Below are 24,357 nucleotides of genomic sequence, written 5' to 3'. Positions count from 1 at the left end.
ACGATGACGTGACGACGCCCACGCCCGGAACCGCCGCCGCACCCGCGCCCGAGAGCGCCACCGACCGCGTCGCCGCGGCGCGGGCGCGCATTCTTTCGGCGGTCGTCGCCTGCCTGGACGAGCTGGGCTACGCCGACACCTCGATCGCCAAGGTGCAGGCGCGCGCGGGCGTCTCGCGCGGGGCGCTGACCCATCACTTCCCGAGCAAGGAGGATCTGATGGCCGCGGCGGCCGAACGGCTGCTGGACGCGGCGCTCGAGCCCGCGCGCCGCCGCGACCCGCGCCCCGCGCGCGAGCAGATCATCGACGCCTGGCGGCGGATCGTGAACACCCCCGAGGGCCGCGCCTTCGTCGAGATCCTGGTCGCCGCGCGCACCGACGCCGCGCTGGGCGCGCGCATCCTGCCCCGGCTGGCCGCGTGGGAGGCGCGCGTGGGCGCGGCCGTGGCGCAGATCTTCCGCACCCCCGAGGGCGACGCGGCCCGGGTCTGGGCCATCTGCCGCACCTTCCTGCGCGGCCTCGTGATCCACGAGCGCTTCGTCGCGGACCCGGCCGAGCTGAACGCCATGGTCGCGCGCTTCGCCGACATCGTCGCCCCGCACCTGCAGCCCGCCGCGCCCGAGGAGGCCCCATGAAGAACCCCTTCGAAACGGACGAACGCCGCGCCTTTCGCGAATCCGTGGCCCGCTTCGTGGCCAGGGACATCGCCCCATATGCCGACGAGTGGGACGAGGCGGGCGAAGTCCCGTGGGAGCTGCACCTCAAGGCCGGGGCGCTGGGCCTGTTCGGCTTCGGCATCGAAGAGAAATGGGGCGGGCTGGGCTTCGACGACTGCTTCATGCGCGCCGCCGCCAGCCAGGAGCTGGGCGGGTGCGGCGCCTCGGGGGTTTTCGCGGCGCTGGGCGCGCGCAACATCTCGGTCGGCCCGATCGCCGCGCTCGGCTCGGACGAGATCCGCGCCGCCGTGCTGCCCGAGGTCCTGTCCGGGCGCGAAAGCTCGGCCCTGGCGGTGACCGAACCCTCGGGCGGCTCGGACGTGGCCAACCTGCGCACGCGCGCGCGCCGCGACGGCGGCGACTACGTCCTCGACGGCGAAAAGACCTTCATCACCGGCGGCATGAAATCGCGCTGGTTCGTGGTCGCCGCGCGCACCGGCGGGCCGGGGCTGGGGGGCATCTCGCTGTTCCTGGTCGAGGCCGGCGCGCCGGGCTTTTCGCGCGCGGCGATGACGCGCAAGATGGGCTGGTGGGCCTCGGACCAGGCGACGCTGCGCTTCGAGGGCGTGCGCGTGCCCGCGCGTCACATGCTGGGCCCGCAGGACCGCGGCTTTCTGGCCATCATGCACAACTTCAACTACGAGCGCCTCAACATGGTCGCCGCCTGCGTGGGCATGGCCCGCCGCTGCTGGCGCGACGCGCTGGACTGGGCGCGTCAGCGCAGCACCTTCGGCAAGCCGCTGATCGAGCGCCAGGTCATCCGCCACAAGTTCGCCGAGATGTCGGCGCGCATCGACGCGGTGGAAAGCTATCTGCACATGATCTGCTGGCAGGCGAACGAAGGCGCGATGCCCGTGCCCGAGGTCTCGAAGGCCAAGTTCCTGGCCACGAAGACGCTCGAATTCGTGGCCTCGGAATGCATGCAGGCGATGGGCGGCGCCGGCTACATGCGCGGCAACGCCGTCGAGCGCACATGGCGCGAGGTCAAGGTCATGGCCATCGGCGGCGGCTCGGAAGAGATCCTGCGCGACCTCGCGGCGCGGCAGATGGGGCTGTGAAGGCTTGACCCCGCGCGCCCCGAGCGCGAACCTGCGCGCCGGATCGTTTCCCGCCCGGCGCAAGGAGCCGCCATGCCCATTCTCTCGCCCACATCCATCGCCGGCCGCGTCGCCTTTCTGGGGGTGGTGCGCGACCGGCGCGTCACCCTGCGCTCCGAGCCGCTGACCGCGGTCGAGGCGACCTTCGAGGGCTTTGCGGGCGAGTGCCATGGCGGGCTGACGCGCCCGTCATGTTCGCGCGTGGCGGCCCAGTATCCCAAGGGAACCGAGATCCGCAACGCGCGTCAGGTCTCGATCCTGTCGGTCGAGGAGCTGGCCGACATCGCGGCGCGGATGGGGCTGGAGGCGCTGCGCCCCGAATGGCTGGGCGCCAACCTCGTGCTCGAAGGCATCCCCGACCTGACGCTTCTGCCGCCCTCGTCGCGGCTGATCTTCGCCAGCGGCGCAAGCATCGTCGTGGACATGGAAAACGGCCCCTGCCAGTTCCCCGCGCAGGAGATCGAGCGCGAACGCCCCGGCAAGGGCAAGGGCTTCAAGCCCGCGGCCGAGGGGCGGCGCGGGCTTGTCGGCTGGGTCGAGCGGCCCGGCCCCATCGCGCTCGGCGACGAGGTTCGGCTGCACGTCCCGCCGCTGCGCCTTTACCCGCACCTTCCGGCGCAGGCCGGCGCCGCGGCGGATCAGCCGTAGACGGCTTCCTTGCCGAAGCGCTTGACCAGCAGATAGTAGACCACCGCGCGGTATTTGCTGCGGTTCGAGCGCCCGTAGGTCTCCATCGCCTCGTCGATGGCCTTGTCCAGCTCGGGACCGTCGGGCAGGCCCAGCTTGCCGATCAGGAAGTTGCGCTTGACGGTCTCGAGCTCGGCCGGGTCCGAGCCCGACACGGTCGAGGCGTCGGCGTTGTAGATCGACGGGCCGCAGCCGATGGTGACCTTGCGCAGCAGGTCCATGTCCGGCTCGACCCCGCACTTCTCGCGCAGATCCGCGGCGTATTTCTCGATCAGCTCGTCGCGCTTGCCCATTTCGCATCCTCCCTGGCGTTTTCAAGGCGTCGCCCTCGATCATGACCGCGCGTTCGGCCCGATCAAGCGTCGAATTCATCCCTGGGCGAGGAACAAGGCGGAAATCCGGCCTCCGCGCGGCCGCGCGGGGGCGATTCGCACGCCCCGCCCGGACCTTGCCGCGCGCGCTCGTCGCGCCGTTCGGGCGCGTCCGCGAACGGCGACGGGCGCCGCCGATGGCGCGCGCGGGTTTCCTGTCGGAAACGGCCGCGGGCGCGGAAATCGGCGCCGCCGTCGCTTCGCGGGCGGATTTCGTCGCAAAAGCTTGCCCATCGCGGCGCGGACGGCTCCTTAATCGGGGCCATCCGGCGCGGCCGCGCGCCGCCGCCCGCACGCCGCCGGGCCGGCGCGCTCCAGCATGAAAGACGACGCTCCATGGCACACAAGACCGACATCGAAATCGCCCGCGAAGCGAAAAAGAAGCCGATCCAGGAGATCGGCGCCAAGCTGGGCATCCCGGCCGAGCATCTGCTGCCCTTCGGCCATGACAAGGCCAAGGTCTCGGACGCCTTCATCAAGTCGCTGAGCGACCGGCCCGACGGCAAGCTGATCCTGGTCACCGCGATCAACCCCACCCCCGCCGGCGAGGGCAAGACCACCACCACCGTCGGGCTGGGCGACGGGCTGAACGCGATCGGCAAGAAGGCCGCCATCTGCATCCGTGAGGCCAGCCTCGGCCCCTGCTTCGGCATGAAGGGCGGCGCCGCCGGCGGCGGCTATGCGCAGGTCGTGCCGATGGAGGACATGAACCTTCACTTCACCGGCGACTTCCACGCCATCACCTCGGCGCACAACCTGCTGTCGGCGATGATCGACAACCACATCTACTGGGGCAACGAGCTGGGCATCGACCAGCGCCGCGTGACCTGGCGCCGCGTGATGGACATGAACGACCGCGCCCTGCGCCAGATCGTCACCAGCCTGGGCGGCGTGGCCAACGGCTTTCCGGCCGAGGGCGGCTTCGACATCACCGTGGCCTCCGAGGTCATGGCCATCCTGTGCCTGGCGACGGACCTCAAGGACCTGCAGCGGCGCCTTGGCGACATCATCGTGGCCTATCGGCGCGACCGCTCGCCGGTCTATGCACGCGACCTCAAGGCCGACGGCGCGATGACGGTGCTGCTGGCGCAGGCGATGCAGCCGAACCTGGTCCAGACGCTCGAGAACAACCCCGCCTTCGTCCATGGCGGCCCCTTCGCGAACATCGCCCATGGCTGCAACTCGGTCATCGCCACGCGCACGGCGCTCAAGCTGGCCGACTACGTGGTGACCGAGGCCGGCTTCGGCGCCGATCTGGGCGCCGAGAAGTTCATGAACATCAAGTGCCGCAAGGCGGGGCTTGCGCCCGACGCGGTGGTGATCGTCGCCACGGTGCGCGCGCTGAAGATGAACGGCGGCGTCGCCCGCGCCGATCTGGGCGCCGAGAACGTCGCCGCCGTGCGCAAGGGATGCGCCAATCTGGGCCGTCACATCGAGAACGTGAAGCAGTTCGGCGTGCCGGCGGTGGTGGCCATCAACCACTTCGTCACCGACACCGAGGCCGAGATCGAGGCCGTCAAGGCCTATGTCGCCGAGCAGGGCTCGGAAGCCATCCTGTGCACCCACTGGGCCAACGGCTCGGCCGGCATCGCCGACCTGGCCCGCCGCGTGGTCGAGCTGGCCGAAAGCGGCGCGGCGCAGTTCGCCCCCCTCTACCCCGACGACATGCCGCTGTTCGAGAAGATCGAGACCATCGCCAAGCGCATCTACCGCGCCGACGAGGTGCTGGCCGACAAGAAGATCCGCGACCAGCTGCGCGCCTGGGAGGAGGCCGGCTACGGCAACCTGCCCATCTGCATGGCCAAGACGCAGTATTCCTTCTCGACCGACCCGAACCTGCGCGGCGCGCCCACCGGCCATTCGGTGCCCGTGCGCGAGGTGCGCCTGTCGGCCGGCGCCGGCTTCGTCGTCGTCATCTGCGGCGAGATCATGACCATGCCCGGCCTGCCTCGCCGCCCGGCCGCCGAGACGATCCGCTTCAACGAGGAAGGCTTCGTCGAGGGGCTGTTCTGAACCGGCGCGGCGCGCGCCGATGGCCTCGACGCGCGCGCCGCGCTACAACCGCCGGACCCGCCGCACGCGCGGCGCCGTTCGGAAAGGACCGACCATGACCCCCATGGCACTGATGCGCGCCGCCGCGCTGGCGCTGCTCGCCGCCTCGGGCGCGGCGGCGGACCAGCCCGCCGGGCAGGACAAATACGCCGGCTACCACTATCCGCCGGTCGGCTCGCAAGAGGTCTTCGCCCGCGACCTGATCCGCGGCCCGGCGCCGGACGCGGCCGCGCGCGAGGCCTTCGTCAGCATGATCGCGGCGGCGCAGTTCGACGGGCGCCACCCGGCGGGCTACGCGCTGTTCGCCAAGGGGGCCGGCTCGCGCAAGCTGATCATGGTCGCGCTCGACGACCAGATCTTCCGCACGCCCTTCCGCGCCCGCGCCGTGATGGCGCGGCTGTCGGCGGCGATGCGCGGCGCGCCCTTCTTCAAGGAGAACGGCCTGTCGCAGGACGGAACCTTCTTCGACATGCTGGCGATGCTGGATTTCGAAAGCCTGACCGTGACCGACGGCGCGACCTGGTCGCACCGCGTCATCTTCGACAGGAGGGCCGAATGACCGACGAAACCGACCTGAGCGCCATCACCACGCTGGGCCGGGCCGCCCCGCAGCCGCGCTCGCCCGAAGAGGCGCGGCTCGACCCCGTGCCCAACCCCAAGCGCGGCACGCTTTACCTGGCGCGCTTCACCTGCCCCGAGTTCACCTCGCTGTGCCCGGTCACGGGGCAGCCGGACTTCGCCCATCTGGTCATCGACTACGCGCCCGATGCGCATCTGGTGGAATCGAAGTCGCTCAAGCTGTTCCTGACCTCGTTCCGCAACCACGGCGCGTTTCACGAGGATTGCACCGTCGAGGTGGGCCGCCGCATTCAGGAGGCCATCCGCCCGCTTTGGATCCGCGTCGGCGGATACTGGTATCCGCGCGGCGGCATCCCCATCGACGTCTTCTGGCAAAGCGGCCCCCCGCCCGAGGGGCTGTGGCTGCCCGATCAGGGCGTGCCGCCCTATCGCGGGCGCGGCTGAGCGCCCGTTCTGCGAACGCATTTTCGAAGGATCATGCCATGACCGCCTCCATCATCGACGGAAAGGCCTTCGCCCAGCAGGTGCGCGCGCGCGTGGCCGAACATGTGGCCCGGCTCAAGCGACAGGGGATCACGCCCGGGCTGGCCGTGGTTCTGGTCGGCGAGGACCCCGCCAGCCAGGTCTATGTGCGCAACAAGGGCCGGCAGACCGTCGAGGCCGGCATGGCCTCGTTCGAGCACCGGCTCGACGCCGCGACGTCGCAGGACGAGCTTCTGTCGCTGATCGCGCGGCTCAACGCCGACCCGGCCGTGCACGGCATCCTCGTGCAGCTGCCGCTGCCCAGGGGGCTGAACGCCGAGGCGGTCATCAACGCCATCGACCCGGCCAAGGACGTGGACGGCTTCCACATCCTCAACGTCGGGCGGCTGGCGACGGGGCAGAAGGCGATGGTTCCCTGCACGCCGCTGGGCTGCCTGATGCTGCTGCGCGACCGGCTGGGCGACCTTTCGGGCGCCGAGGCGGTGGTGGTGGGGCGCTCGAACATCGTCGGCAAGCCCATGGCCCAGCTGCTGCTGCGCGAGAACTGCACCGTCACCATCGCCCACAGCCGCACGCGCGACCTGCCGCAGACGTGCCGCCGCGCCGACATCCTGGTGGCGGCCGTCGGCCGGCCCGAGATGATCCGCGGCGACTGGATCAAGCCGGGCGCCACGGTGATCGACGTGGGCATCAACCGCGTGCCCGCCCCCGACAAGGGGCCGGACAAGACGCGCCTTGTCGGCGACGTGCACTTCGCCGAGGCGGTCGAAGCGGCGGGCGCGATCACGCCGGTTCCCGGCGGCGTCGGCCCCATGACCATCGCCTGCCTGCTGGCCAACACGCTGACCGCCTGCTGCCGCGCCCATGGCCTGCCCGAGCCCGAGGGCCTGACCCTCTGACGCGGCGCCGATCGCCGCCCGAATCCCCTTTCGCCCGCGCCCCGGCCTGCGCTAGCCTGCGGGCCGCGAAGCAGGCGAAGGGGGGCTCATGTCCGACTACGCGAACATCGAGGCGCGGCTTGCCGCGCTGGAAGAGCATGCCGCGCATCAGGCCCGTCTGATCGAGGATCTGGACGAGGCCGTCCGCCGCCAGTGGGACGAGGTCGAGCGCCTGCGCAAGCGCCTTGCGCAGGCGATGGCCCGGCTGAGCGAGCTGCAAGGCGCCCTCGGCCCGCACGCGGCCGAAAAGCCCCCGCATTACTGAACCCGCGACGCGCCCGAGAGGAGGACCAAGCAATGAGCCTGGAAGGACAGGTCGCCTGGATCACCGGCGCCGGCGGCGGAATCGGCGAGGCCGCGGCCCGCGCCCTGGCCGAAGGCGGCGCGCATGTCGCGCTGAGCGGCCGCCGCGCCGCCGAGCTCGAGCGCGTGGCGCGCGACATCGTCGCGGCGGGCGGCTCGGCCGAGACGCTGCCGCTCGACGTGACCGACGACGACGCCGTCGCCGAGGCCGGCCGCGCCATCGCCGAGCGCCGCGGCCGGCTCGACATCCTGGTGGCCAATGCGGGCGTCAACGTCCCCCGCCGCAGCTTCGCCGAGGTCGACATGGCCGGCTGGCGCAAGGTGGTGGATGTGAACCTGAACGGCGTGATGAGCTGCGTTCTGGCCGCGCTGCCGACCATGCGCGCGCAGGGGGGCGGGCTGGTGATCATGATCTCGTCCTGGGCCGGACGCCACGCCGCGCGCCTGACAGGCCCGGCCTACAACGCCAGCAAGCACGCGGTCGTGGCGCTGTCGCACTCGCTCAACATGGAAGAGGGCGTGAACGGCATCCGCTCGACCGTCGTCATGCCCGGCGAGGTGAACACCCCCATTCTCGACGGCCGCCCCGTTCCCCCGCCCGAGGAAGAGCGCGCGCGCATGCTGCAGGCGGCCGACCTTGGGCGCATCATCCGCTTCGCCGCCGAAACCCCGCCGCATGTCTGCCTGAACGAGATCCTCGTCGCGCCGACGCGCAACCGCCTGTTCGACCCGATCGGCGCCTGAGCGCGCGGGCGCCGATGAACGGCTGGGCGGGCCGGCCTTTTCTTGCCGGCCCGATTGCGGGATGATCGGAGTCCGGCCAAGGCCACGAGGGGCGCACCTGCATGGCGGACAAGCTGACGGCCTTCGCCTGGCGGCACTCGCGGCGAGACCAGATCATCATCACGGCGCTGACGGCGACGACCTTTCCGCTGATGTGGGCGACGCTCGAGCTGCCCAAGCGGATCATCAACGACGCCATCGACGGGCGCAACTTTCCCCGCCAGATCGGCTGGATGGAGCTTGAGCAGACCCAGTATCTGCTGGCGCTGTGCCTGGCCTATCTGGGCGCGGTGGCGGGGAACAACGCGCTCAAATACATCCTCAACGTGCGCCGCGGCCTGACGGGCGAGCGCATGCTGCGCCGGATGCGCTTCGACCTGTTCCGCCGCGTCATGGGGCGGCCGCTGACGCGCCTGCGCGCGACCAATCCCGGCGAGCTGGTGCAGATGATATCGGCCGAGCTGGCGCCGGTGGGCGACTTCATCGGCGCCATCTTCGCCACGCCGCTGATGGCGGGCGGGCAGTTCATCGTCTATCTGGGCTTCATCATCGTTCAGAACGCCATGATCGGCGCGGCGGCGCTGGCGCTGTATCCGGTCCAGGCGTGGCTGGTGCCCAAGCTGCAGGCGCGGGTGGTGGCGCTGATCCGCGAGCGCATCGCCAACATCCGCGCCATGGCGCGCGACGTCACCGAATCGATCGAGGGCGCGCCCGAGATCCTGGCCCTGCGCACGCGCCGCTGGCACATGGCCGTGGTGTCGCGGCGGCTCTACGACAACTTCGTCATCCGCAAGCGCATCTTCTACCTGAAATATCTCATCAAGTTCGTGAACAACGTGGCCGACCACGTCACGCCGTTCTTCATCTTCCTGATCGGCGGCTGGTTCGTGATCGACGGCACGCTGGACCTGGGCGCGCTGACGGCGGTGCTCATCGCCTACAAGAACCTCTCGGCCCCGTGGAAAGAGCTGCTGAACTACTACCAGACCTTCTCGGACATGGCCGCGCGCTATCAATACGTGATGGACCAGTTCCAGCACGACGAAGAGGCCCCCGCCCTGCCCGAACGCGCGCCCCAGGGCCCGCACGCGCTTGCGCTGACCGATGCGCGCGCGCCCGGCCTGCCGGCGCCGGTCACTTGCCACGTGCCCGCCGGCGCGCGCGTGGCGGTGGTGGACCGCGACGCGGCGCGGCGGGGGGCGCTGCTGGCGGCGCTGGCCGGCATCGCCGAGCTGCAGTCGGGCGGCTGGTCCTCGTCCCAGCCGATCATCTATCGCGCCTCGGCGCTGGTGCGCTCGGACGCGCGGGTCTTCGCCGGCAGCTTCCGCTTCAACATGCTGCTGGGGCTGATGTTCCGCCCCGTCGCCGACGCCGACGACCCCGAGGCCGAGGCCCGCCGCCGCGAGGCCCTGGCCACCGGCGCGCCCCCCGACGACGTGGACGCGCGCTGGATCGACCCGGCCGAGGCCGGATACCGCGACATGGCGCATGTCGAAAGCCGCATCCTCGAAGCGGTTCACGGGCTCGAGCTGGACGACGACCTGTATGTGATCGGCCTTGGCAGCCGCGCCGACCCCGACGCCCGCCCGCGCCTGGCGCGCACGCTGCTCGATCTGCGCACGCACATCGCCGCCTCGGCCGAGCTGGGCCCCATGCGCGAGGACTTCATCGACGTCTGGCGCCCCGACCGCTTCAACGCCAACGCCTCGCTGGGCGAGAACGTGTTCTACGCCCGACCGCTCGACCCCGAAAGCGGCTGGGCGGGACTGCTGGCCGACCGCAAGGTGATGCGCGCGCTCGACGCGGCGGGGATACGTCCGCTGCTGACCGAAATCGCCATCGACCTGTGCGAGACGCTGCTGAGCCTGTTCGAAGGCGTGGCCGCGGACAGCGACCTCTTGCGCGAATACGGGCTTTTCTCGCGCTCGGAAACGCCCGAGATCCGCGCCATCGTCCAGAAGGCGCGCCGGCGCGGCCCGGGCCGGCTGTCGCGCGCCGAGACGCGCCGCCTGCTGACCATCGCCATGGACTACCGCCCCGCGCGCTTTCGCCTGGCGGTTCTGCGCGCCAAGGGCCGCGAGCCGGCGCTGGTCGCCGCGCGGCCGGCCCTGCGCAAGGCGCTTGCAGGCGATCCGCGGCTCGAGTTCATCGACGAGAGCCGCTACATGCGCAGCTTCTCGATCTCCGAGAACCTTTTCTTCGGCCCCGTCCGCGTCGAGCGCCGCGACAGCTGGGGCCCCTTCAAGCGCCGCGTCGACGTTCTGGTGCGCGAGACGGGCTTGCGCGAGGACGTGCTGCGCCTTGGCCTCGACCAGCCCGTGGGCGAGGGCGGCATGACGCTGAACGCGCGCCAGCGCGTGCGGCTGGCGCTGGGCCGGGCGCTGATGAAGAACCCCGCGGCGCTGCTGCTCGACGGGGTGGCCGCGGGCGACGAGCAGGCCGATCTCGACGCCCGCGCGCGGCTGCACCGGGCGCTGGACGGCGGCGCGCTGGTCTGGGGGGCGGCGACGGCGCGCGCCGCGCGCGATGCGGACGCCATCCTGCGCTTCGACGACGCGGCGGGCGGCGTTCTGCTGCAGGAGGGCCCCGAATCGCTCGCGCGCCTTGACGGCGCAGAAGACGAGGGTCGATAGTGTTCGCGGGGGACGAAAGACATTGGGGGCGACCCGCATGAAGTTCGAGACCGAGGTGGCCGCACTTCAGAAGACGCCCATGTTTCAAGGCGTGGATGCGTCGCGGCTGCGGCTGCTCGCCTTCATGGGCGAGGATCGGCGCTTCGATGACGGCGAATACGTGGTGCGCCAGGGCGACGTCAGCGACAGCGCCTATCTGATCCTCGAGGGCAAGGCCGACGTGATCGTCGAGGTCAACGGCAAGGCGACGGTCGTGGCGACGCTGGGCGATTCCGAGGTCTTCGGCGAGATGGCCATGCTGTGCGAAACGCCCCGCACCGCGTCCGTGCGCGCCCGCGGCGAGCTGCGCACGCTGATGTTCGAGCGCGAGGGCATGTTGCGGCTGCTGCGCGAATTTCCCGAGATGGCGGTCGAGATGGCGCGCTCTCTGGCCCATCGCCTTGAACGGACCACGGCCGAGCTGGCCCGCCTTCGCGCCAAGTGCCCGCCGTCCGAACCGTCGTGACCGCCGCAAGGATCGACAGGGGAACGCTCTTCACGATCTGGGGCGCCGGCGGATCGGCGCCCACGGGCGACCCGCGCCGCAGCCGGTTCGGAGGCGACACGATCTGCTTCGAGGTCCGCCGCCTGGACGAGGCCGCGCCGCCGCTGGTGATCGACCTTGGCTCGGCCTCGCTCAATCTGGGCGCGGATCTGGCGCGCCGCGCCGCGGCCGCCGGCCGCCCGATCGCGGCCGAGATCCTGCTGAGCCATCTGCACCTCGATCACGTCATCGGCCTGCCCTTTTTCGGACCCTTCTACACGCCGGGCGCGCAGCTGCGGCTGCATTGCGGGGTGGTGGACAGCGCATGGGACCTGCAGGACAAGCTCTCGCGCTTCGCCGCGCCGCCCTTCTTTCCGGTCCATCCGCTGCAGATGGAAACCGTGCGCTATGCGCGTTTCGACCCCACGCGGCCCTTCGAGCTGTGCGGAATGCGGATCACCCCGGGGTTGAGCCACCATCCGGGCGGGTGCTGCGCGTTCCGCATCGAAGGCCCGGACGGCGCGATCGCCATCATCGGCGATCACGAGCATGGCGACCCCGAGGCCGACGCCCGCATGGCCGAACTTGCGCGCGGGGCGGACCTGCTGCTGTATGACGGCGCCTATGACGACGACGACTTTGCGCGCCGCCGCGGCTGGGGGCATTCGACCTGGCAGCACGGCGCGGATTTCGCCCGCGAGGCCGGGGCCGGCCGCGCGCTGATCTACCACCACCAGCCCGAACATTCGGATGACGAGCTTGACGCCATCGAGGCCCGGCTGCGCCGCCGCCTGCCGGTCGCGGCCATGGCGCGGCAGAACATGCGCATTCTGATCGGCCCCGAGGGCGCGCGCGTGCTGGACCCGGCCGAGACCGTGCGCGAGGACTGAGCGTCAGCCATGCAGGGCCGCCACGGTCTTGACCGTGGAAAAGCCGTATAGCGCCTCGAAACCCTTTTCCCGCCCATGGCCCGAGGCGCCGCGCCCGCCGAAAGGCAGCTCGACCCCGCCGCCGGCGCCATAGTTGTTCACGAACACCTGCCCCGCCCGCAGCCTTTTCGCGAGGCGCATCTGCCGCGCGCCGTCCCGCGTCCAGACGCCGGCGACCAGGCCGTAGGGCGTGCCGTTGGCGATGGCCACGGCCTCGTCCTCGTCGTCGAATGGGATGACCAGCTGGACGGGGCCGAAGATCTCTTCCTGCGCAAGGGGATGGTCGGGCGCGGCGCCGGTCAGCAGCCGCGGCGCGACGTAAAAGCCCCCCGCCGGCGCGTCGGCGTCGATCCGCCCCTCGGCCGCCACGCTCAGATCGGCGCCCGCGGCCAGCAGCCCCTCGACGCGCGCCTTCTGCCGCGCCGAGATCAGCGGGCCGACGTCGGGGTCGCTCATGGCCGGGCCGACGCGCAGCGCGCGATAGCGCCGGGCCATGCGCTCGACCGCCTCGTCAAACCGCGCGCGCGCCACCAGGATGCGCGACGCGGCCGAGCAGGTCTGCCCCGCATTCTGGATGCCCGCCCCCACCAGAAAGGGCAGCGCCGCGTCCAGGTCCGCGTCCTCGAACACCAGCTGCGGCGACTTGCCCCCCAGCTCGAGCGTGACGGGCGTGACGTTGCGCGCCGCGGCCGCCTGGACCTGGACGCCGACGGCGACCGAACCGGTGAAGCTCAGATGATCGACCCCGGGGCTGGCGGCAAGGGCGGCGCCGGCCTCTTCGCCCAGACCCGGCACGACGTTCAGCGCGCCCGCGGGCAGCCCCGCCTCGCAGGCAAGGCGCGCGAAGGCCAGCGCGGTCAGGCAGGCGTCCTCGGCGGGCTTGAGCACCGCCGCGTTGCCCATCGCCAGCGCCGCGCCGACCGAGCGGCCGATGATCTGCATCGGATAGTTCCACGGCACGATGTGACCCGTCACGCCATGCGGCTCGCGCAGGGTGAAGACGGTGTAGCCGTCAAGATACGGGATGGTCTGGCCGTGGACCTTGTCGGCGGCGCCGGCGTAGAACTCCATGTATCGGGCCAGGGCGCGGGCGTCGGCCCGCGCCTGCGACAGCGGCTTGCCGACGTCGCGGGCCTCGAGCGCGGCCAGCTCTTCGATGCGTTCCTCGACCAGGCGGCCGATGCGGGCCAGGATGCGGCCGCGCTCGAAGGCCGGCATGCGGCCCCACGGCCCATCGAGCGCGGCGCGCGCGGCGGCGACGGCCTGTTCGATCTCGTCCGCGTCGGCGCGGGCGACCTCGGCCAGCGGCGCGCCCGTCGAGGGATCGCGCAGCGTCATGCTTCGCCGCGCCGGGCGCCATTCGCCGCCGATCAGCATCCGGCGTGGGTCGAAGAACAGCGGCAGGTCCGGGTCGGTCATCGGGCGGGCTCCTTTTCGTGCGGGGCGCGGGCGGCGCGGGCGGCCAGCGCCCGCTCGAGGTCCGGCGTCGCCTCGAGCAGGGCGCGCGTGCAGGGGTGGCGGGGCGCGGAAAAGATGCGCTCGGTCGGGCCTTCCTCGACGATGCGTCCGGCCTGCATCACCGCCACGCGGTCGGTCACGGCGCGCACCACGTGCAGATCGTGGCTGATGAACAGCATGCTCAGATCCAGCCGGTCGGACAGCTCGGCCAACAGGTCGAGGATGCGCGCGCGCACCGACACGTCCAGCGCGCTGACCGCCTCGTCCAGCACCACCAGGCGGGGCTCGCACACCAGCGCGCGGGCGATGGCGATGCGCTGGCGCTGGCCGCCCGAGAATTCATGCGGATAGCGGTCGAGCGCCTCGTCCCCCAGCCCGACCCGCGCAAGGGCGGCGGCGGCGCGGCGGCGCGCCTCGGCGCGCGAGGGGCGCGGGCGCAGCATGTGCAGCGGTTCGGCCACAAGCCGCGCCACGGTCCAGCGCGGGTCGAAGCTGTCATACGGATCCTGGAACACCGCCTGGACGTGGCGGCGTCGCTCGGGCGGCGCGCCGGGCGCGAAGGGCGCGCCGCACAGCGTCACCGCGCCGCCCTGCAACGGCTCGAGCGCCAGCAGCGCGCGCGCCAGCGTGGACTTGCCGCAGCCGCTTTCGCCGACCAGGCCCACGTTCTCGCCCTGGCGGATGGCCAGCGACACGCGGTCCACGGCGCGGAACGCCGTTCGGCGGCGCAAGAGGCCGCGGCGCGAGACATGCTCGCGCGTGACCTCGCGGGCGCGCAGAACCTCGTCGCCGGGGGGGCGGGCGCGGCGCGCGGGCTGGTGAACCGAGGCCTGGAACAGCGCGCGCGTGTAGGGGTGGCGCATGTTGCGGAACAGGCGCACGGTCTCGTCCGTCTCGACCACCTCGCCATCCTTCATGATGGCGATGCGGTCGGCCATTTCGGCGACCACCGCCAGGTCGTGGGTGATCAGCATCAGGCCCGCGCCGTCCTCGGCGGTCAGCCGCCGCAGCAGGTCGAGGATGCGGGCCTGCGTGGTCACGTCGAGGGCGGTGGTCGGCTCGTCGGCGATGACCAGCCTGGGCCGCAGCGCCGTTGCCATGGCGATGACCACGCGCTGGCGCTGGCCGCCGCTCAGATCGTGGGGATAGCGGTCATGCGGCACGCGGTCCGCGGGCAGGCCGGCGCGCTCGAGCGCGCGGCGCGCCTCGGCGCGGGCGTCAAGGTCGGGGCGGTGCAGGCGGATCACCTCCTCGACCTGTCGGCCGATGGGGTGAAGGGGGTTGAGGGCGGTCATGGGCTCTTGAAACACCATGCCGATGGCGGCCCCGCGCAGGGCGCACATGCGCGCCTCGGAGGCGGCCAGAAGGTCTTCGCCCTCGAACAGCACGCGCCCCTCGGCGACGCCGCGCGGCGCAAGGCGCATCACGGAAAGCGCGGTCATCGACTTGCCCGAGCCGCTTTCGCCGACCACGCCCAGCACCTCGCCCGGGGCGATGTGGAGCGAGACGTCGCGCAGCACCTGCGCGGCGCCGATGCGAAGCGACAGCCTGTCGATGCGCAGAAGGCTCATCGCGCGCGCCTCACCTTCGGGTCGGACAGATCGCGCAGGCCGTCGCCCAGCAGGTTCAGCCCCAGCACCGTCAGCACGATGGCAAGCCCCGGAAAGATCGCGAACCAGGGCGCGACGTAGATCATGGTCTGCGCCTCGTTCAGCATCCGCCCCCACGAGGGCATGGGCGGCTGCACGCCCAGGCCGACATAGCTCAGACCCGCCTCGGCCAGGATGCCCAGGCTGAACTGGATGGTCGCCTGCACGATCAGCAGATTGGCGACGTTGGGCAGCACATGCTCGACCGAGATGCGCGCCGCGCCCTTGCCCGCCACGCGCGCCGCCAGGACGAAGTCGCGCGTCCACAGGCTGAGCGCGGCGCCGCGCGTGACGCGGGCGAAGACGGGGATGTTGAAGATGCCGATGGCGATGACGGCGTTGAACGCCCCGGGGCCGAGCGTGGCGGTGATCATGATCGCCAGCAGCAGCGAGGGAAAGGCGAAGATCAGATCGTTCAGCCGCATGACCAGCTCGTCCAGCCAGCCGCCGCGCCGCGCCGCGGCGGCCAGCCCCAGCGGCACGCCCAGCCCCGCGCCCACGCCCACCGCCACCAGCGCCACCGCGATCGAGGCCCGCGCCCCGACCATGACCATCGAGAAGATGTCGCGCCCGAAATGGTCGGTGCCGAACCAGTGCTGCGCCGAGGGCGGCTGCAGCCGCGCCGCCACGGTCAGCCGCGTGACGTCGTAGGGCGTCCAGAAGAAGGACAGCGCCGCCAGCCCGACCGCAGTCAGGCTGAGCGCGGCGCCGATGACCAGCGCGGGCGAGAGCCTCATCGCCGCCTCGCGCGCAGGCGCGGATCGACCGCCGCGTAGGCCGCGTCCACCGCCAGCGTCACCAGCGTGACCGCCAGCACCAGCAGCGTCAGCACCGACTTGACCACGATCAGGTCGCGCTGCACGACGCCCTGGAACACCAGCCGCCCCAGCCCGGGCAGGAAGAACACGTTCTCGATGATGACGGCGCCGGCCAGAAGAAAGCTGAACTGCATGCCGATGATGGTCAGCACCGGGATCATGGCGTTGCGCAGGGCGTGGCGGCGCAGCGCCTGGCGTTCGCTCAGACCCTTGGCGCGCGCCGTGCGGATGTAGTCCTCGGACATGGTCTCGATCAGCGCCGAGCGCATCACCCGCGTCAGGATCGCCGCCTGCGGCAGCGCCAGCGACACGGCCGGCAGCGTCAGCGCGCGCATCGCCTCGAGCGGATCGCCCCAGCCCGGAAAGCCGCCCGCCGAGAACCAGCGCAGCCCGGTCGAGAACGCCAGCACCAGCAGCATCGCCACCCAGAAATTGGGCGTCGCGACGCCGATCTGCACCAGCCCCAGCGTCGCCGCATCGGCCGCGCGCCCGCGATGGGCCGCCGCATGAACCCCCGCCGGAATGGCGATGAGCGTGGACAGCGCCAGCGCATACAGCGTCAGCGGCCCCGAAACGGCCAGGCGATCGGCGATCAGCTCGGCGATGGGGGTGCGGTAGGTGTAGCTGACGCCGAAATCGCCGCGCAGCATGCCCGCAAGCCAGGCCAGGTATCGCTCGAGCGGGGGCGCGTTCAGGCCCAGCTCGGCGCGCAGCGCGGCCACGGCCTCGTCCGAGGCGTTGAGCCCCAGCATGGTCACCGCCGGATCGCCGGGCGCGACCTCGAGCATCACGAAGATCACCGCCGTGGCCGCCAGCAGGGTCAGCGCCAGCGTCGCCGCGCGCCTGACCAGAAAGGCGATCATCGGCGCGCCTCCAGCCGCGCGCGCAGCTCGCGCGCCAGCCAGCGGCGCCCCTCGAGCCAGGGCGACAGCTCGAGCGCGCGGCCGTCGGCCAGCGCGATGGCGCCGCTTTCCGACACCGCCGACACCTGCTCGATCGGCACGTCGTAGCGCGGGCCAAGGATGTTCTGCGAACGGATGCGGTCCCAGGTCACGGTCACATGCTCGGTCAGCTGCACGAAGCGCCAGACGGCCGCGGCGGCGAAGATCAGCGTCAGCGCCAGGTGCATGGGCGCGTCGGCCAGAGGCTGGCCCATGCGCACGCGCTCATACAGGGTCCAGGCCAGCACCGCCGTCGCCGCGACCAGCGCCGCCCACCAGCCCCAGCAGGCCGGCCGCGCGCGCAGGATCGCCACATGCCCCGGGCGCAGCGGCGCGTCCCACAGCTTGCGCCGCGCCGGGGCCGGCCGCGTCTGCGCGAGGTTGCGCCACAGCAGCCAGCCCAATGCGACGAATGCCAGAGCGACGAGGAACCGGGCCATGCTGCGTCCTTGCGTTCGCCGCCGCGCGCCCGGCCTGGGCCGGGCGCGCGGGGCGCGGTCAGTCTTCCCAGTAGACGGCCGTCAGGTCGTTGGCCTGGGTGGGGGCGTCATGCCACAGGCCTTTGACCTTGGCGTTCCAGACGCCGATCTTGCCCAGCTGGAACAGAAAGCCGTTCACGGCGTCTTCGGCGATCACCGCCTGCGCGGCGCCCAGGATGGCGGCGCGGCGGGCCGGGTCGACGGCGGCGTTCAGGTCCTGCATCAGCTTGCGGAAGGCCGGATTGTCATACTGGAAGTAGTAGTCGGGCCGCGCATAGATGCCGATGTCCATGGGCTCGGTGTGCGAGACGATGGTCAGGTCGTAATCCTTTCCGCGGAACACCTGCTCGAGCCACTGCGCCCATTCGACGTTCTCGATCGTCAGGTCGATGCCCACCTCGCGCAGCTGCGCGGCGACCAGCTCGCCGCCGCGCCGCGCATAGGAGGGCGGCGGCAGCTTGAGCGTGGCCTTGAAGCCGTTCGGATGGCCCGCCTCGGCCAGAAGGGCGCGCGCCTTGTCGGGGTCGTGCGGATAGAGGCCGGTCAGGTCCACATAGGCGGGGTTGTGAGGCGCGAAATGGCTGCCGATGGGCGTGCCGACGCCGAACATGGCGCCGTCGATGATCGCCTGCCGGTCGATGGCGTGGGCGATGGCGCGGCGCACGCGCAGATCGTCGAAGGGCGGACGGGCGTTGTTGGTGGAAAGGATGGTCTCGCCCTCGGTCGAGCCCATCACCACCTCGAAGCGCGGATCGGCCTGAAGCTGGGGCACGGTCTCGGGGCTGGGATAGCCGGGAAAGGCGTCGACGTCGCCGGCCATCAGCGCCGCCAGCGCCGCGGTCGGGTCGGCGATGAACTTGAAGGTCGCGCTTTCAAGGCGCGCCGGCGTTCCCCAGTAGTCGGGGTTGCGCTCGATGGTGACGCTGTCGCCCTTGACCCAGTTGCGGAACCGGAACGGGCCGGTGCCGATCGGATGGGTGGCGTTGCCCTCGGCGCTGGCCGGATCGACGATCACCGCGTCGCCCCAGCCCATGTTGAACAGGAACTGGCCGGTCGGACGCTTGAGCGTGATGCGCACGGTGGCGGGGTCCAGAACCTCGATCTTCTCGATCGGCTCGAACAGGCCCTTTTGCGCGTTGGTCGAGCCCTCGGCCATGGCGCGCTCGAAGCTGAACTTCACGTCCGAGGCGTCGAACGCCGCGCCGTCGTGAAAGCGCGCCCCCTCGACCAGGTGGAAGACGTAGGTCAGCCCATCCTCGGACACCTCCCACGAGCGCGCCAGCGCCGGCCGCACCGAGCCGTCGGGGCCGATGCGCGTCAGGCCCTCGAAGATGTTGGCGTAGGTCACCTCGTCGATGGCCGCGGCGGCGCCGGCGGTGGGGTCGAGATTGGGCGGCTCGAGCTGCATGCCCACGGTCAGATGCGTGGGCGCCGCCTGCGCCGCGCCGATCATCATGGCCAGCGCCGCCGCCGTTCTGGTGAACAGTTTCATGCCTTCGCTCCCTGTCGCGCGGCGCTCATGCCGGCGCCGCATCCTTCGCCGCGCCGGCGGTCAGCAGCCGCCATGCGGCCAGCGCCATGACCCTTGCCGACGCCGCAAGATCCTCCACCTCGACATATTCGTCGGGTTGATGCGCAAGGTCCAGCCTTCCGGGCCCGTAGGCGATGCAGTCGCGCACGCCGCCGATCTGGTCGAAATGCTTCTGATCGTAGGTGCCGGGCGAAACCACCACCCGCGCCTCGCGCCCCAGAACGTCGCGCACGGCCCCGCGCACGGCGCGCGCGACGGGGCCCTCGGGGTCGGCCATGGTGGGGCGCACCTCGAACAGGTCGGTCAGCCGCGCCTCGAAGCCGTGGCGCGCGCCCACCTCGTCGAGCAGGGCGCGCAGCTCGGCCTTGACCTCGGCGGGGTCTTCCTCGGGGATCAGGCGGCGGTCGAAGACCAGGCTGGCGTGGTCGGGCACGTTGGGCGCAAGAAAGCCCTCGGCCGTCTCGGGCTGGCCGCCATGCAGCGCGGCGATGTTGAGCGAGGCGCGCCGCGCCGCTTCGGGCACGACGGGCGCCGCGGCGACGCGCGCGGCGATGCGCGGGATGTATTCGGTCTCGAGCGCATGCAGCACCCAGCCCATGCGCCGCACCGCGCACTCGCCCAGAAACGGCATCGAGCCATGCGCCACGCGGCCGAAGGTCTCGATCCGGCCCCACCACACGCCGCGATGGCCGATGCACACGCCGTCGGGCGAGAAGGGCTCGGGGATGATGACGTGATCCTGGCGCCCCGCGGCGAACAGGCCGCGCCGCGCCAGCCAGGCGGCGCCGCCGAAGCCGCCCGATTCCTCGTCCGCCACGCCCGACACCTCGATCGCGCCGGGCCAGCCGCCCAGCTCGGCCAGCGCCTCGGCGGCGATGATCGAGGCCGCCAGCCCGCCCTTCATGTCGCACGCGCCGCGGCCATAGATGCGGCCGTCGCGCAGCTCGGCCCCGAACGGGTCCACGCTCCAGCCCTGGCCGGGGGGAACGACGTCGTAATGCGAGTTGAAATGCACGCACGGGCCGGGGCCGGCGCCCTCGCGCCGGGCCAGCACGTTGATGCGCGGGTGACGCTCGCTGTCGGCCAGCGCGCCCTCGGCGCGGATCAGCTGCGCGTCGAAGCCCGCCGCCGCCAGCCGGTCGGCCACGATGCGCGCGCAGGCCTCGTAATCGGCGCCGGGCGGATTGACCGAGGGCACGCGGATCAGCGCGCGCGTCAGCTCGATCAGATCCTCGCGGCGCGCCTCGATGGCGGCGTCGATCGCGTCGCGGATCGCGGCGTCTTGCATCTGCCGGCTCCTTCATGCTTGCCTTGCGCAAGAATTATCCGCGCCCCTGCGCGCGCCGCGCAATATCGTGGAACCACCCTATGGACCCGACCGCCGACCAGCAGCTGTGGGATCTGGCCTTCGACGGCGCCCCGGTGGGCATCGCCCTGGCCGAGCGCCGCGTCATCAGGGTCTGCAACCGCACCTTCGCGCAGATGTTCGGCTATGAGCGCTACGAGCTGATCGGGCGCTCCTTTCGCGATCTGTATCCCTCGGCGGCCGAGTTCGAGCAGTTCGGCGACATCGGGATCGAGGCGCTGCGCGCCTCGGGCCGCTACTCGGACGAGCGCATCATGGCCCGGCGCGACGGCACGCTGTTCTGGGTTCGCGTGCGCGCGACCACGCCGCACCCGGATGACCCGCTCAGCCGCGTGGTGCTGAGCTTCGCCGATCTGTCGGACCAGCGCCCGGCCCACAGCCTGACCCCGCGCGAGCGGCAGATCGTCATGCATCTGTTCGACGGGCGCACATCGAAGCAGATCGCGCAGGCGCTGTCGCTGTCGCCGCGCACGGTCGAGGCCCACCGGGCGCGCCTCTTGCGCAAGTTCGGCGCGGCCAACGTCGCCGAGCTGCTGGCGCTTCTGTCGGGGATGCCGGCCACCGACCGCTAGGCGCGGCGCGCGGGGCGCGCTATCAAGGCGCCCACCACCCAGCAGGAGAGCAGGCATGACCCAGACCGCCCCCATTCCCGTCACCGTCGTCGGCGCGTCCGGCCGCATGGGCCGGATGCTGATCGAGGCGGTGCGCGAGAACCCCGCCGTCGTCCTGACCGGCGCCACCGAGCGCCCCGGTCACCCATGGATCGGCCGCGATCTGGGCGAGGCGCTGGGCGGCGCGCCCATGGGCGTGACGGTCGAGGACGACCCGCTCGAGGCCTTCGCCCGCTCGCGGGCGGTGCTGGACTTCACCGCGCCGGCCGCGACGCTGGCGCATGCGGCGCTGGCCGCGCAGGCGCGCTGCGTGCATGTGATCGGCACCACCGGCTTCGGCGACGAGGACCTTGCGCGTCTGTCCGCCGCCGCGCGCCATGCGGTCATCGTGCGGGCGGGGAACATGTCGCTCGGCGTGAACCTGCTGACGATGCTCACGCGCAAGGTGGCGAAGGCGCTGGACGAAAGCTTCGACATCGAGATCCTCGAGATGCACCACAACCGCAAGGTGGACGCGCCCTCGGGCACGGCGCTGATGCTGGGCGAGGCCGCGGCCGAGGGGCGCGGAACCACGCTGGCCGAAGCGGCCGAGCGCGCGCGCGACGGCATGTGCGGCCCGCGCAAGCCGGGCGCGATCGGCTTCGCCTCGCTGCGCGGCGGCGACGTGGTGGGCGAGCACGAGGTGATCTTCGCCGGCGCGGGCGAGCGCATCGTGCTGCGCCATGTGGCCACCGACCGGATGCTGTTCGCCCGCGGGGCGGTGCGCGCCGCGATCTGGGGCCAGGACCGCAAGCCCGGCGAATACGACATGCTCGACGTTCTGGGCCTGGAGCGCGACTGAGGCCCCCGGCCCTAGCGCAGCTTCTTGAGGTAGACGTAGAAGGCGCCCTCGCCGCCATGGCGGCGATGGGCGGGATAGATGCCCACCACCATTCCCGCCAGCGGTCCCGCGCGCAGCCAGCGCGGCGCCGCGCGGCGCAGCACGCCCTCGGCGGGCGCCATGAAGGGCGCGTCTTCGCCCGCGCGGCGCGCGCGCCCGCCCTTGCCGGTGATGACCAGAACGCAGCGCAGCCCGCGCATGCGGCTGGCGCGCACGAAGCCGGTCAGCGCGGCGTGGGCGCGCTCGGCCGTCATGCCGTGCAGATCAAGCCGCGCCTCGGGCTCGCGCCGGCCGGCGCGCAGACGCCGCGCGGTGCGGCGGTCCAGCCCCTCGGCCGGCGCCAGGCTGTCATAGGGCTCGGGAGCGAAGTCGAAGGCGACCGACGGCGCCGGAGGTGACGGGGGCGGGGGCGGCGGCGCGGCGCCCGGCCGGCGCGGCGACTTGCGCGGCGGCGCCTGGATGGCGGGCTGCGCCGGCGCGCCCCGAAGGGCCGAGGGCGGCGCCTCGGCGGCGGGAAGCGGCATGGCCTGCGCGGCGTCCGGGGGCGCCTCGGACGGCGCGGGCGGCGGAGTGGGGCGCAAGGGATCGGCCGTGGCGGCGACCTGGCTCCACAGGGCGCTTTCCTCGGGGGTCAATCGACGCGGGCGGCGACGGCGGGCCATGGCGCGCCCTCACCGCGCCAGCGCCAGGCGCCGCGCGGCCGAGACCGGCAGCAGCACCGCCACGCGTCCGCGCCCATGCATGGCCGAGGCCTTCTCGAAGGCCTCTTCGCCCGCGCCGAAGAACAGATCGACCCGCCCCGGCCCCTTGATCGCCGCGCCCACATCCTGCGCCACGAACAGCCGCCGCAGGGGCGGCGCGCCCGGCGCCTCGACCCACAGCGGCGCGCCAAGGGGCGCGAAGGCCGGATCGACCGCCGCCGAGCGCCCGGCATGCAGCGGCCGGCCCATGGCGCCGATGGGGCCGTCATCGGGGTCAAGCTCCGCGATCTCGCGAAAGAAGATGTAGGACGGGTTCACGTCCAGCCAGCGCAACCGCTCGGGATCCTCGGACAGCCACGCGCGCAGCCGCTGGGCCGAAAGCCGCCCCGGCGCGAATGCGCCGGCCTCGACCAGCGCGCGGCCGAGCGAGCGGTAAGGATGCGCGTTGCGCCCGGCGAAGCCCAGCCGCAGCACCCGCCCGTCGGTCAGCCGGACGCGGCCGCTGCCCTGGACGTGCAGGAAATAGGCCGCCACGGGATCATCGAGCCAGACCAGCTCGAGCCCGCGGCCGCGCAGCGCGCCGGCCCGGATCTGCGCGCGCGTCAGCCGCCGCAAGGCCGGGTCGTCCGGCGCGGCGTGCAGCGGGTGACGGAAACGCGCATCCGGGCGCAGGGCGCCGTGCAGTTCGGGCTCGAAATAGCCGGTCAGCAAGCCGCCCTCGGGCGGCGAAACCAGCACCGGAACGAAGAAGGTCTCGAAGAACCGCCGCGCCTCGATCGCCGGGTCGCGCGCCGCGGCGCAGGCTGCGCGCCAGTCCTCGGGGCTCAGCGCGACGCCCGGCGCCCCGTCGCCGCGCCCGCCCGCGCCCGCGAGGTCGCAGGTGGCGGCGAAGACGCGGCGGGCGGCGGCGTGATCCTCGTCGGCCCAGCCCTGCAGCTGCGCGAAGTCGAGCGCGCGCCATGGCCCGGCCCAGCCGGGGGCGCCCGGCGTCATGGCGGCCAGCGCCAGCGCCGCCAGGCCTGCCCGAAGCGCGCCGATCATCCGCCCGTCGCGGTCAGGATCCAGTTGGGATCGGACGATCCCATCTTGCGCGTGAAGGTCCACAGATCGGTCTGGCGGCGGACCTCGTTCGGGTCGCCCTCGACGATGTCGTGATCGGCGTTGCGCACGACCGAGATCAGCTCGCCCACGAAGCGCACCTCGATATCGGCCTCGCCCGTGTCCTCGGAGAACATGGCCGAGAAGATCCGCGCCTCGCGCACGCCGATGAAGCGCGCGTCCACCGTCAGCCCCTGGGCGCGGCGGCGCTCGATGGCGTCGGCGAAGCTCTGATACACCTCGTCCGACAGCAGCGGGCGAAGGGTGTCGAGATCGCCGTTCTCATAGGCCATGAGGATGATCTCGTAGGCGCGCTTGGCCCCCTCGATGAAGGCGACCGGAGAGAAGCCCGGCTCGGCCCGCGCCATGCGCCGCAGCGCCAGCGCCGTTTCGCTGTCGGGATCGGCGACGCGGGCGATCTCCTCTTCGAGGGTGCGCTCGCGATCCTCGCCCGACCAGGACGGCGCGGCGGGCGCGTCGGCCTCGACCGGGCGCAGGGGCGGCGCGGTCGGCTTCTCGAAGCCGGTGCGCGTTCCAAGCACGCTGCGCAGCCGAAGGAAGACGAACACCGCGATCGCGGCGAGTATCAGGAGTTCGATCATGGCGCTGTTCATGTCTTCGATTGCGTCTCGCTGGGATCGCGTTTCGGGGCCGCCCCGGGCGCGCGCCAGATCCCCTTGCGGGAACGTGGCGCCCGGCCCGGCTAGAGCCTATGTAAGGCGTGGCGCGGC

At 72.2% G+C, this 24,357-nt stretch carries 25 protein-coding genes; 14 read left to right on the top strand and 11 right to left on the bottom strand.

Annotation, left to right across the window (positions count from 1 at the left end; all coding sequences use genetic code 11):
- The first annotated feature begins 8 nt into the window (after nucleotides 1-8).
- The 3 genes from LY05_RS10300 (at nucleotide 9) to LY05_RS10290 (ending at nucleotide 2,461) form a co-directional block, all read left to right on the top strand.
- Entirely contained in the window at nucleotides 9-635 is a 627-nt protein-coding gene (locus LY05_RS10300; RefSeq protein ID WP_170258973.1) for a TetR/AcrR family transcriptional regulator, read from the top strand.
- Entirely contained in the window at nucleotides 632-1,774 is a 1,143-nt protein-coding gene (locus LY05_RS10295) for an acyl-CoA dehydrogenase family protein (protein WP_148923112.1), read from the top strand. The genes LY05_RS10300 and LY05_RS10295 overlap by 4 nt, the downstream gene beginning before the upstream one ends.
- A 72-nt stretch (nucleotides 1,775-1,846) precedes the next feature.
- Nucleotides 1,847-2,461: an MOSC domain-containing protein gene (locus tag LY05_RS10290; protein WP_072746992.1), complete on the top strand. Its 615-nt coding sequence runs from the start codon at nucleotides 1,847-1,849 to the stop codon at nucleotides 2,459-2,461.
- Here the strand turns inward: LY05_RS10290 and LY05_RS10285 are convergent.
- On the bottom strand, nucleotides 2,452-2,793 hold the full coding sequence (locus tag LY05_RS10285) for a DUF2853 family protein (RefSeq protein ID WP_072746993.1): 342 nt from the start codon (nucleotides 2,791-2,793) through the stop codon (nucleotides 2,452-2,454). The two genes, LY05_RS10290 and LY05_RS10285, sit on opposite strands and share 10 nt — an antisense overlap.
- 414 nt (nucleotides 2,794-3,207) lie before the next feature.
- On the opposite strand from LY05_RS10285, the gene LY05_RS10280 reads away from it, so the two are divergent.
- The 9 genes from LY05_RS10280 to LY05_RS10240 all read left to right on the top strand — a co-directional run bounded on the left by LY05_RS10280 (nucleotide 3,208) and on the right by LY05_RS10240 (nucleotide 12,055).
- On the top strand, nucleotides 3,208-4,884 hold the full coding sequence (locus tag LY05_RS10280; RefSeq protein WP_148923111.1) for a formate--tetrahydrofolate ligase: 1,677 nt from the start codon (nucleotides 3,208-3,210) through the stop codon (nucleotides 4,882-4,884).
- A 94-nt stretch (nucleotides 4,885-4,978) separates the two neighbouring features.
- The gene (locus LY05_RS10275) at nucleotides 4,979-5,482 is read left to right on the top strand and encodes a hypothetical protein (protein WP_148923110.1); all 504 of its coding nucleotides are present in this window, start codon (nucleotides 4,979-4,981) and stop codon (nucleotides 5,480-5,482) included.
- Entirely contained in the window at nucleotides 5,479-5,946 is a 468-nt protein-coding gene (gene queF / locus LY05_RS10270) for a preQ(1) synthase (protein WP_072746996.1), read from the top strand. The genes LY05_RS10275 and queF overlap by 4 nt, the downstream gene beginning before the upstream one ends.
- Before the next feature lie 38 nt (nucleotides 5,947-5,984).
- Nucleotides 5,985-6,884, top strand: coding sequence for a bifunctional methylenetetrahydrofolate dehydrogenase/methenyltetrahydrofolate cyclohydrolase FolD (folD, locus tag LY05_RS10265; RefSeq protein ID WP_148923109.1), 900 nt, complete (start codon nucleotides 5,985-5,987; stop codon nucleotides 6,882-6,884).
- 88 nt (nucleotides 6,885-6,972) lie between these two features.
- The gene (locus tag LY05_RS10260) at nucleotides 6,973-7,188 is read left to right on the top strand and encodes a SlyX family protein (protein ID WP_148923108.1); all 216 of its coding nucleotides are present in this window, start codon (nucleotides 6,973-6,975) and stop codon (nucleotides 7,186-7,188) included.
- A 32-nt stretch (nucleotides 7,189-7,220) separates the two neighbouring features.
- Entirely contained in the window at nucleotides 7,221-7,970 is a 750-nt protein-coding gene (locus tag LY05_RS10255) for an SDR family oxidoreductase (protein ID WP_148923107.1), read from the top strand.
- 101 nt (nucleotides 7,971-8,071) lie between these two features.
- Nucleotides 8,072-10,642, top strand: coding sequence for an ABC transporter transmembrane domain-containing protein (locus tag LY05_RS10250; protein ID WP_148923106.1), 2,571 nt, complete (start codon nucleotides 8,072-8,074; stop codon nucleotides 10,640-10,642).
- A 37-nt stretch (nucleotides 10,643-10,679) separates the two neighbouring features.
- Nucleotides 10,680-11,147: a cyclic nucleotide-binding domain-containing protein gene (locus tag LY05_RS10245; RefSeq protein ID WP_170258972.1), complete on the top strand. Its 468-nt coding sequence runs from the start codon at nucleotides 10,680-10,682 to the stop codon at nucleotides 11,145-11,147.
- Nucleotides 11,144-12,055, top strand: a complete 912-nt coding sequence (locus tag LY05_RS10240; protein WP_170258971.1) for an MBL fold metallo-hydrolase — start codon at nucleotides 11,144-11,146, stop codon at nucleotides 12,053-12,055. Before LY05_RS10245 ends, LY05_RS10240 begins: the two co-directional genes overlap by 4 nt.
- 3 nt (nucleotides 12,056-12,058) lie before the next feature.
- Here LY05_RS10240 and LY05_RS10235 read toward each other — a convergent pair whose 3' ends face one another.
- From LY05_RS10235 to LY05_RS10205, 7 genes are read right to left on the bottom strand one after another with little or no spacing between them, the layout of a single operon-like run.
- Complete coding sequence (locus LY05_RS10235; RefSeq protein ID WP_148923103.1) at nucleotides 12,059-13,513, bottom strand: aldehyde dehydrogenase family protein; 1,455 nt, start codon at nucleotides 13,511-13,513, stop codon at nucleotides 12,059-12,061.
- Nucleotides 13,510-15,123, bottom strand: coding sequence for an ABC transporter ATP-binding protein (locus tag LY05_RS10230; protein WP_148923102.1), 1,614 nt, complete (start codon nucleotides 15,121-15,123; stop codon nucleotides 13,510-13,512). Before LY05_RS10230 ends, LY05_RS10235 begins: the two co-directional genes overlap by 4 nt.
- Nucleotides 15,120-15,938 carry an ABC transporter permease gene (locus tag LY05_RS10225; protein ID WP_148923101.1) on the bottom strand — a complete coding sequence of 273 codons (819 nt, stop codon included), beginning with the start codon at nucleotides 15,936-15,938 and terminating at the stop codon, nucleotides 15,120-15,122. Before LY05_RS10225 ends, LY05_RS10230 begins: the two co-directional genes overlap by 4 nt.
- Nucleotides 15,935-16,882: an ABC transporter permease gene (locus LY05_RS10220; RefSeq protein WP_148923100.1), complete on the bottom strand. Its 948-nt coding sequence runs from the start codon at nucleotides 16,880-16,882 to the stop codon at nucleotides 15,935-15,937. The genes LY05_RS10225 and LY05_RS10220 overlap by 4 nt, the downstream gene beginning before the upstream one ends.
- Nucleotides 16,879-17,400 carry a hypothetical protein gene (locus LY05_RS10215; protein WP_148923099.1) on the bottom strand — a complete coding sequence of 174 codons (522 nt, stop codon included), beginning with the start codon at nucleotides 17,398-17,400 and terminating at the stop codon, nucleotides 16,879-16,881. The genes LY05_RS10220 and LY05_RS10215 overlap by 4 nt, the downstream gene beginning before the upstream one ends.
- Before the next feature lie 58 nt (nucleotides 17,401-17,458).
- Nucleotides 17,459-18,931 carry an ABC transporter substrate-binding protein gene (locus tag LY05_RS10210; protein WP_148923098.1) on the bottom strand — a complete coding sequence of 491 codons (1,473 nt, stop codon included), beginning with the start codon at nucleotides 18,929-18,931 and terminating at the stop codon, nucleotides 17,459-17,461.
- Nucleotides 18,932-18,956: 25 nt separating this feature from the next.
- Nucleotides 18,957-20,258, bottom strand: coding sequence for an acetylornithine deacetylase/succinyl-diaminopimelate desuccinylase family protein (locus LY05_RS10205; RefSeq protein ID WP_148923097.1), 1,302 nt, complete (start codon nucleotides 20,256-20,258; stop codon nucleotides 18,957-18,959).
- An 80-nt stretch (nucleotides 20,259-20,338) separates the two neighbouring features.
- Between LY05_RS10205 and LY05_RS10200 the strand changes: the two genes are divergently transcribed.
- Both LY05_RS10200 and dapB read left to right on the top strand, forming a co-directional pair.
- Nucleotides 20,339-20,908, top strand: coding sequence for a PAS and helix-turn-helix domain-containing protein (locus LY05_RS10200; protein ID WP_072747010.1), 570 nt, complete (start codon nucleotides 20,339-20,341; stop codon nucleotides 20,906-20,908).
- Nucleotides 20,909-20,963: 55 nt separating this feature from the next.
- Nucleotides 20,964-21,788, top strand: a complete 825-nt coding sequence (gene dapB / locus LY05_RS10195; RefSeq protein ID WP_072747011.1) for a 4-hydroxy-tetrahydrodipicolinate reductase — start codon at nucleotides 20,964-20,966, stop codon at nucleotides 21,786-21,788.
- A gap of 11 nt (nucleotides 21,789-21,799) precedes the next feature.
- Here dapB and LY05_RS15555 read toward each other — a convergent pair whose 3' ends face one another.
- Genes LY05_RS15555 through LY05_RS10180 form a run of 3 tightly spaced genes read right to left on the bottom strand, consistent with a single transcriptional unit; the run spans nucleotide 21,800 to nucleotide 24,228 of the window.
- Nucleotides 21,800-22,489: a Smr/MutS family protein gene (locus LY05_RS15555; RefSeq protein WP_148923096.1), complete on the bottom strand. Its 690-nt coding sequence runs from the start codon at nucleotides 22,487-22,489 to the stop codon at nucleotides 21,800-21,802.
- A gap of 9 nt (nucleotides 22,490-22,498) precedes the next feature.
- On the bottom strand, nucleotides 22,499-23,569 hold the full coding sequence (mltA, locus tag LY05_RS10185; protein WP_148923095.1) for a murein transglycosylase A: 1,071 nt from the start codon (nucleotides 23,567-23,569) through the stop codon (nucleotides 22,499-22,501).
- On the bottom strand, nucleotides 23,566-24,228 hold the full coding sequence (locus tag LY05_RS10180; RefSeq protein ID WP_346265231.1) for a Tim44/TimA family putative adaptor protein: 663 nt from the start codon (nucleotides 24,226-24,228) through the stop codon (nucleotides 23,566-23,568). The genes mltA and LY05_RS10180 overlap by 4 nt, the downstream gene beginning before the upstream one ends.
- Between the last annotated feature and the right edge of the window lie 129 nt (nucleotides 24,229-24,357).

Source organism: Oceanicella actignis (assembly GCF_008124525.1).
GTDB lineage: Bacteria > Pseudomonadota > Alphaproteobacteria > Rhodobacterales > Rhodobacteraceae > Oceanicella > Oceanicella actignis.
Note: the sequence above shows the minus strand (reverse complement) of the source record. Positions and strands in the feature narration are given on the sequence as shown.

What these genes read in the sequence shown, in the direction of transcription:
- LY05_RS10180 (WP_346265231.1), bottom strand. Translation starts at nt 24,228, where the DNA reads ATGATCGAACTCCTGATACTCGCCGCGATCGCGGTGTTCGTCTTCCTT.
- folD (WP_148923109.1), top strand. Translation starts at nt 5,985, where the DNA reads ATGACCGCCTCCATCATCGACGGAAAGGCCTTCGCCCAGCAGGTGCGC.
- LY05_RS10275 (WP_148923110.1), top strand. Translation starts at nt 4,979, where the DNA reads ATGACCCCCATGGCACTGATGCGCGCCGCCGCGCTGGCGCTGCTCGCC.
- LY05_RS10280 (WP_148923111.1), top strand. Translation starts at nt 3,208, where the DNA reads ATGGCACACAAGACCGACATCGAAATCGCCCGCGAAGCGAAAAAGAAG.
- LY05_RS10225 (WP_148923101.1), bottom strand. Translation starts at nt 15,938, where the DNA reads ATGAGGCTCTCGCCCGCGCTGGTCATCGGCGCCGCGCTCAGCCTGACT.
- mltA (WP_148923095.1), bottom strand. Translation starts at nt 23,569, where the DNA reads ATGATCGGCGCGCTTCGGGCAGGCCTGGCGGCGCTGGCGCTGGCCGCC.
- LY05_RS10200 (WP_072747010.1), top strand. Translation starts at nt 20,339, where the DNA reads ATGGACCCGACCGCCGACCAGCAGCTGTGGGATCTGGCCTTCGACGGC.
- LY05_RS10260 (WP_148923108.1), top strand. Translation starts at nt 6,973, where the DNA reads ATGTCCGACTACGCGAACATCGAGGCGCGGCTTGCCGCGCTGGAAGAG.
- LY05_RS10220 (WP_148923100.1), bottom strand. Translation starts at nt 16,882, where the DNA reads ATGATCGCCTTTCTGGTCAGGCGCGCGGCGACGCTGGCGCTGACCCTG.
- LY05_RS10210 (WP_148923098.1), bottom strand. Translation starts at nt 18,931, where the DNA reads ATGAAACTGTTCACCAGAACGGCGGCGGCGCTGGCCATGATGATCGGC.
- LY05_RS10290 (WP_072746992.1), top strand. Translation starts at nt 1,847, where the DNA reads ATGCCCATTCTCTCGCCCACATCCATCGCCGGCCGCGTCGCCTTTCTG.
- dapB (WP_072747011.1), top strand. Translation starts at nt 20,964, where the DNA reads ATGACCCAGACCGCCCCCATTCCCGTCACCGTCGTCGGCGCGTCCGGC.
- queF (WP_072746996.1), top strand. Translation starts at nt 5,479, where the DNA reads ATGACCGACGAAACCGACCTGAGCGCCATCACCACGCTGGGCCGGGCC.
- LY05_RS10215 (WP_148923099.1), bottom strand. Translation starts at nt 17,400, where the DNA reads ATGGCCCGGTTCCTCGTCGCTCTGGCATTCGTCGCATTGGGCTGGCTG.
- LY05_RS10285 (WP_072746993.1), bottom strand. Translation starts at nt 2,793, where the DNA reads ATGGGCAAGCGCGACGAGCTGATCGAGAAATACGCCGCGGATCTGCGC.
- LY05_RS10235 (WP_148923103.1), bottom strand. Translation starts at nt 13,513, where the DNA reads ATGACCGACCCGGACCTGCCGCTGTTCTTCGACCCACGCCGGATGCTG.
- LY05_RS15555 (WP_148923096.1), bottom strand. Translation starts at nt 22,489, where the DNA reads ATGGCCCGCCGTCGCCGCCCGCGTCGATTGACCCCCGAGGAAAGCGCC.
- LY05_RS10250 (WP_148923106.1), top strand. Translation starts at nt 8,072, where the DNA reads ATGGCGGACAAGCTGACGGCCTTCGCCTGGCGGCACTCGCGGCGAGAC.
- LY05_RS10245 (WP_170258972.1), top strand. Translation starts at nt 10,680, where the DNA reads ATGAAGTTCGAGACCGAGGTGGCCGCACTTCAGAAGACGCCCATGTTT.
- LY05_RS10255 (WP_148923107.1), top strand. Translation starts at nt 7,221, where the DNA reads ATGAGCCTGGAAGGACAGGTCGCCTGGATCACCGGCGCCGGCGGCGGA.
- LY05_RS10295 (WP_148923112.1), top strand. Translation starts at nt 632, where the DNA reads ATGAAGAACCCCTTCGAAACGGACGAACGCCGCGCCTTTCGCGAATCC.
- LY05_RS10230 (WP_148923102.1), bottom strand. Translation starts at nt 15,123, where the DNA reads ATGAGCCTTCTGCGCATCGACAGGCTGTCGCTTCGCATCGGCGCCGCG.
- LY05_RS10205 (WP_148923097.1), bottom strand. Translation starts at nt 20,258, where the DNA reads ATGCAAGACGCCGCGATCCGCGACGCGATCGACGCCGCCATCGAGGCG.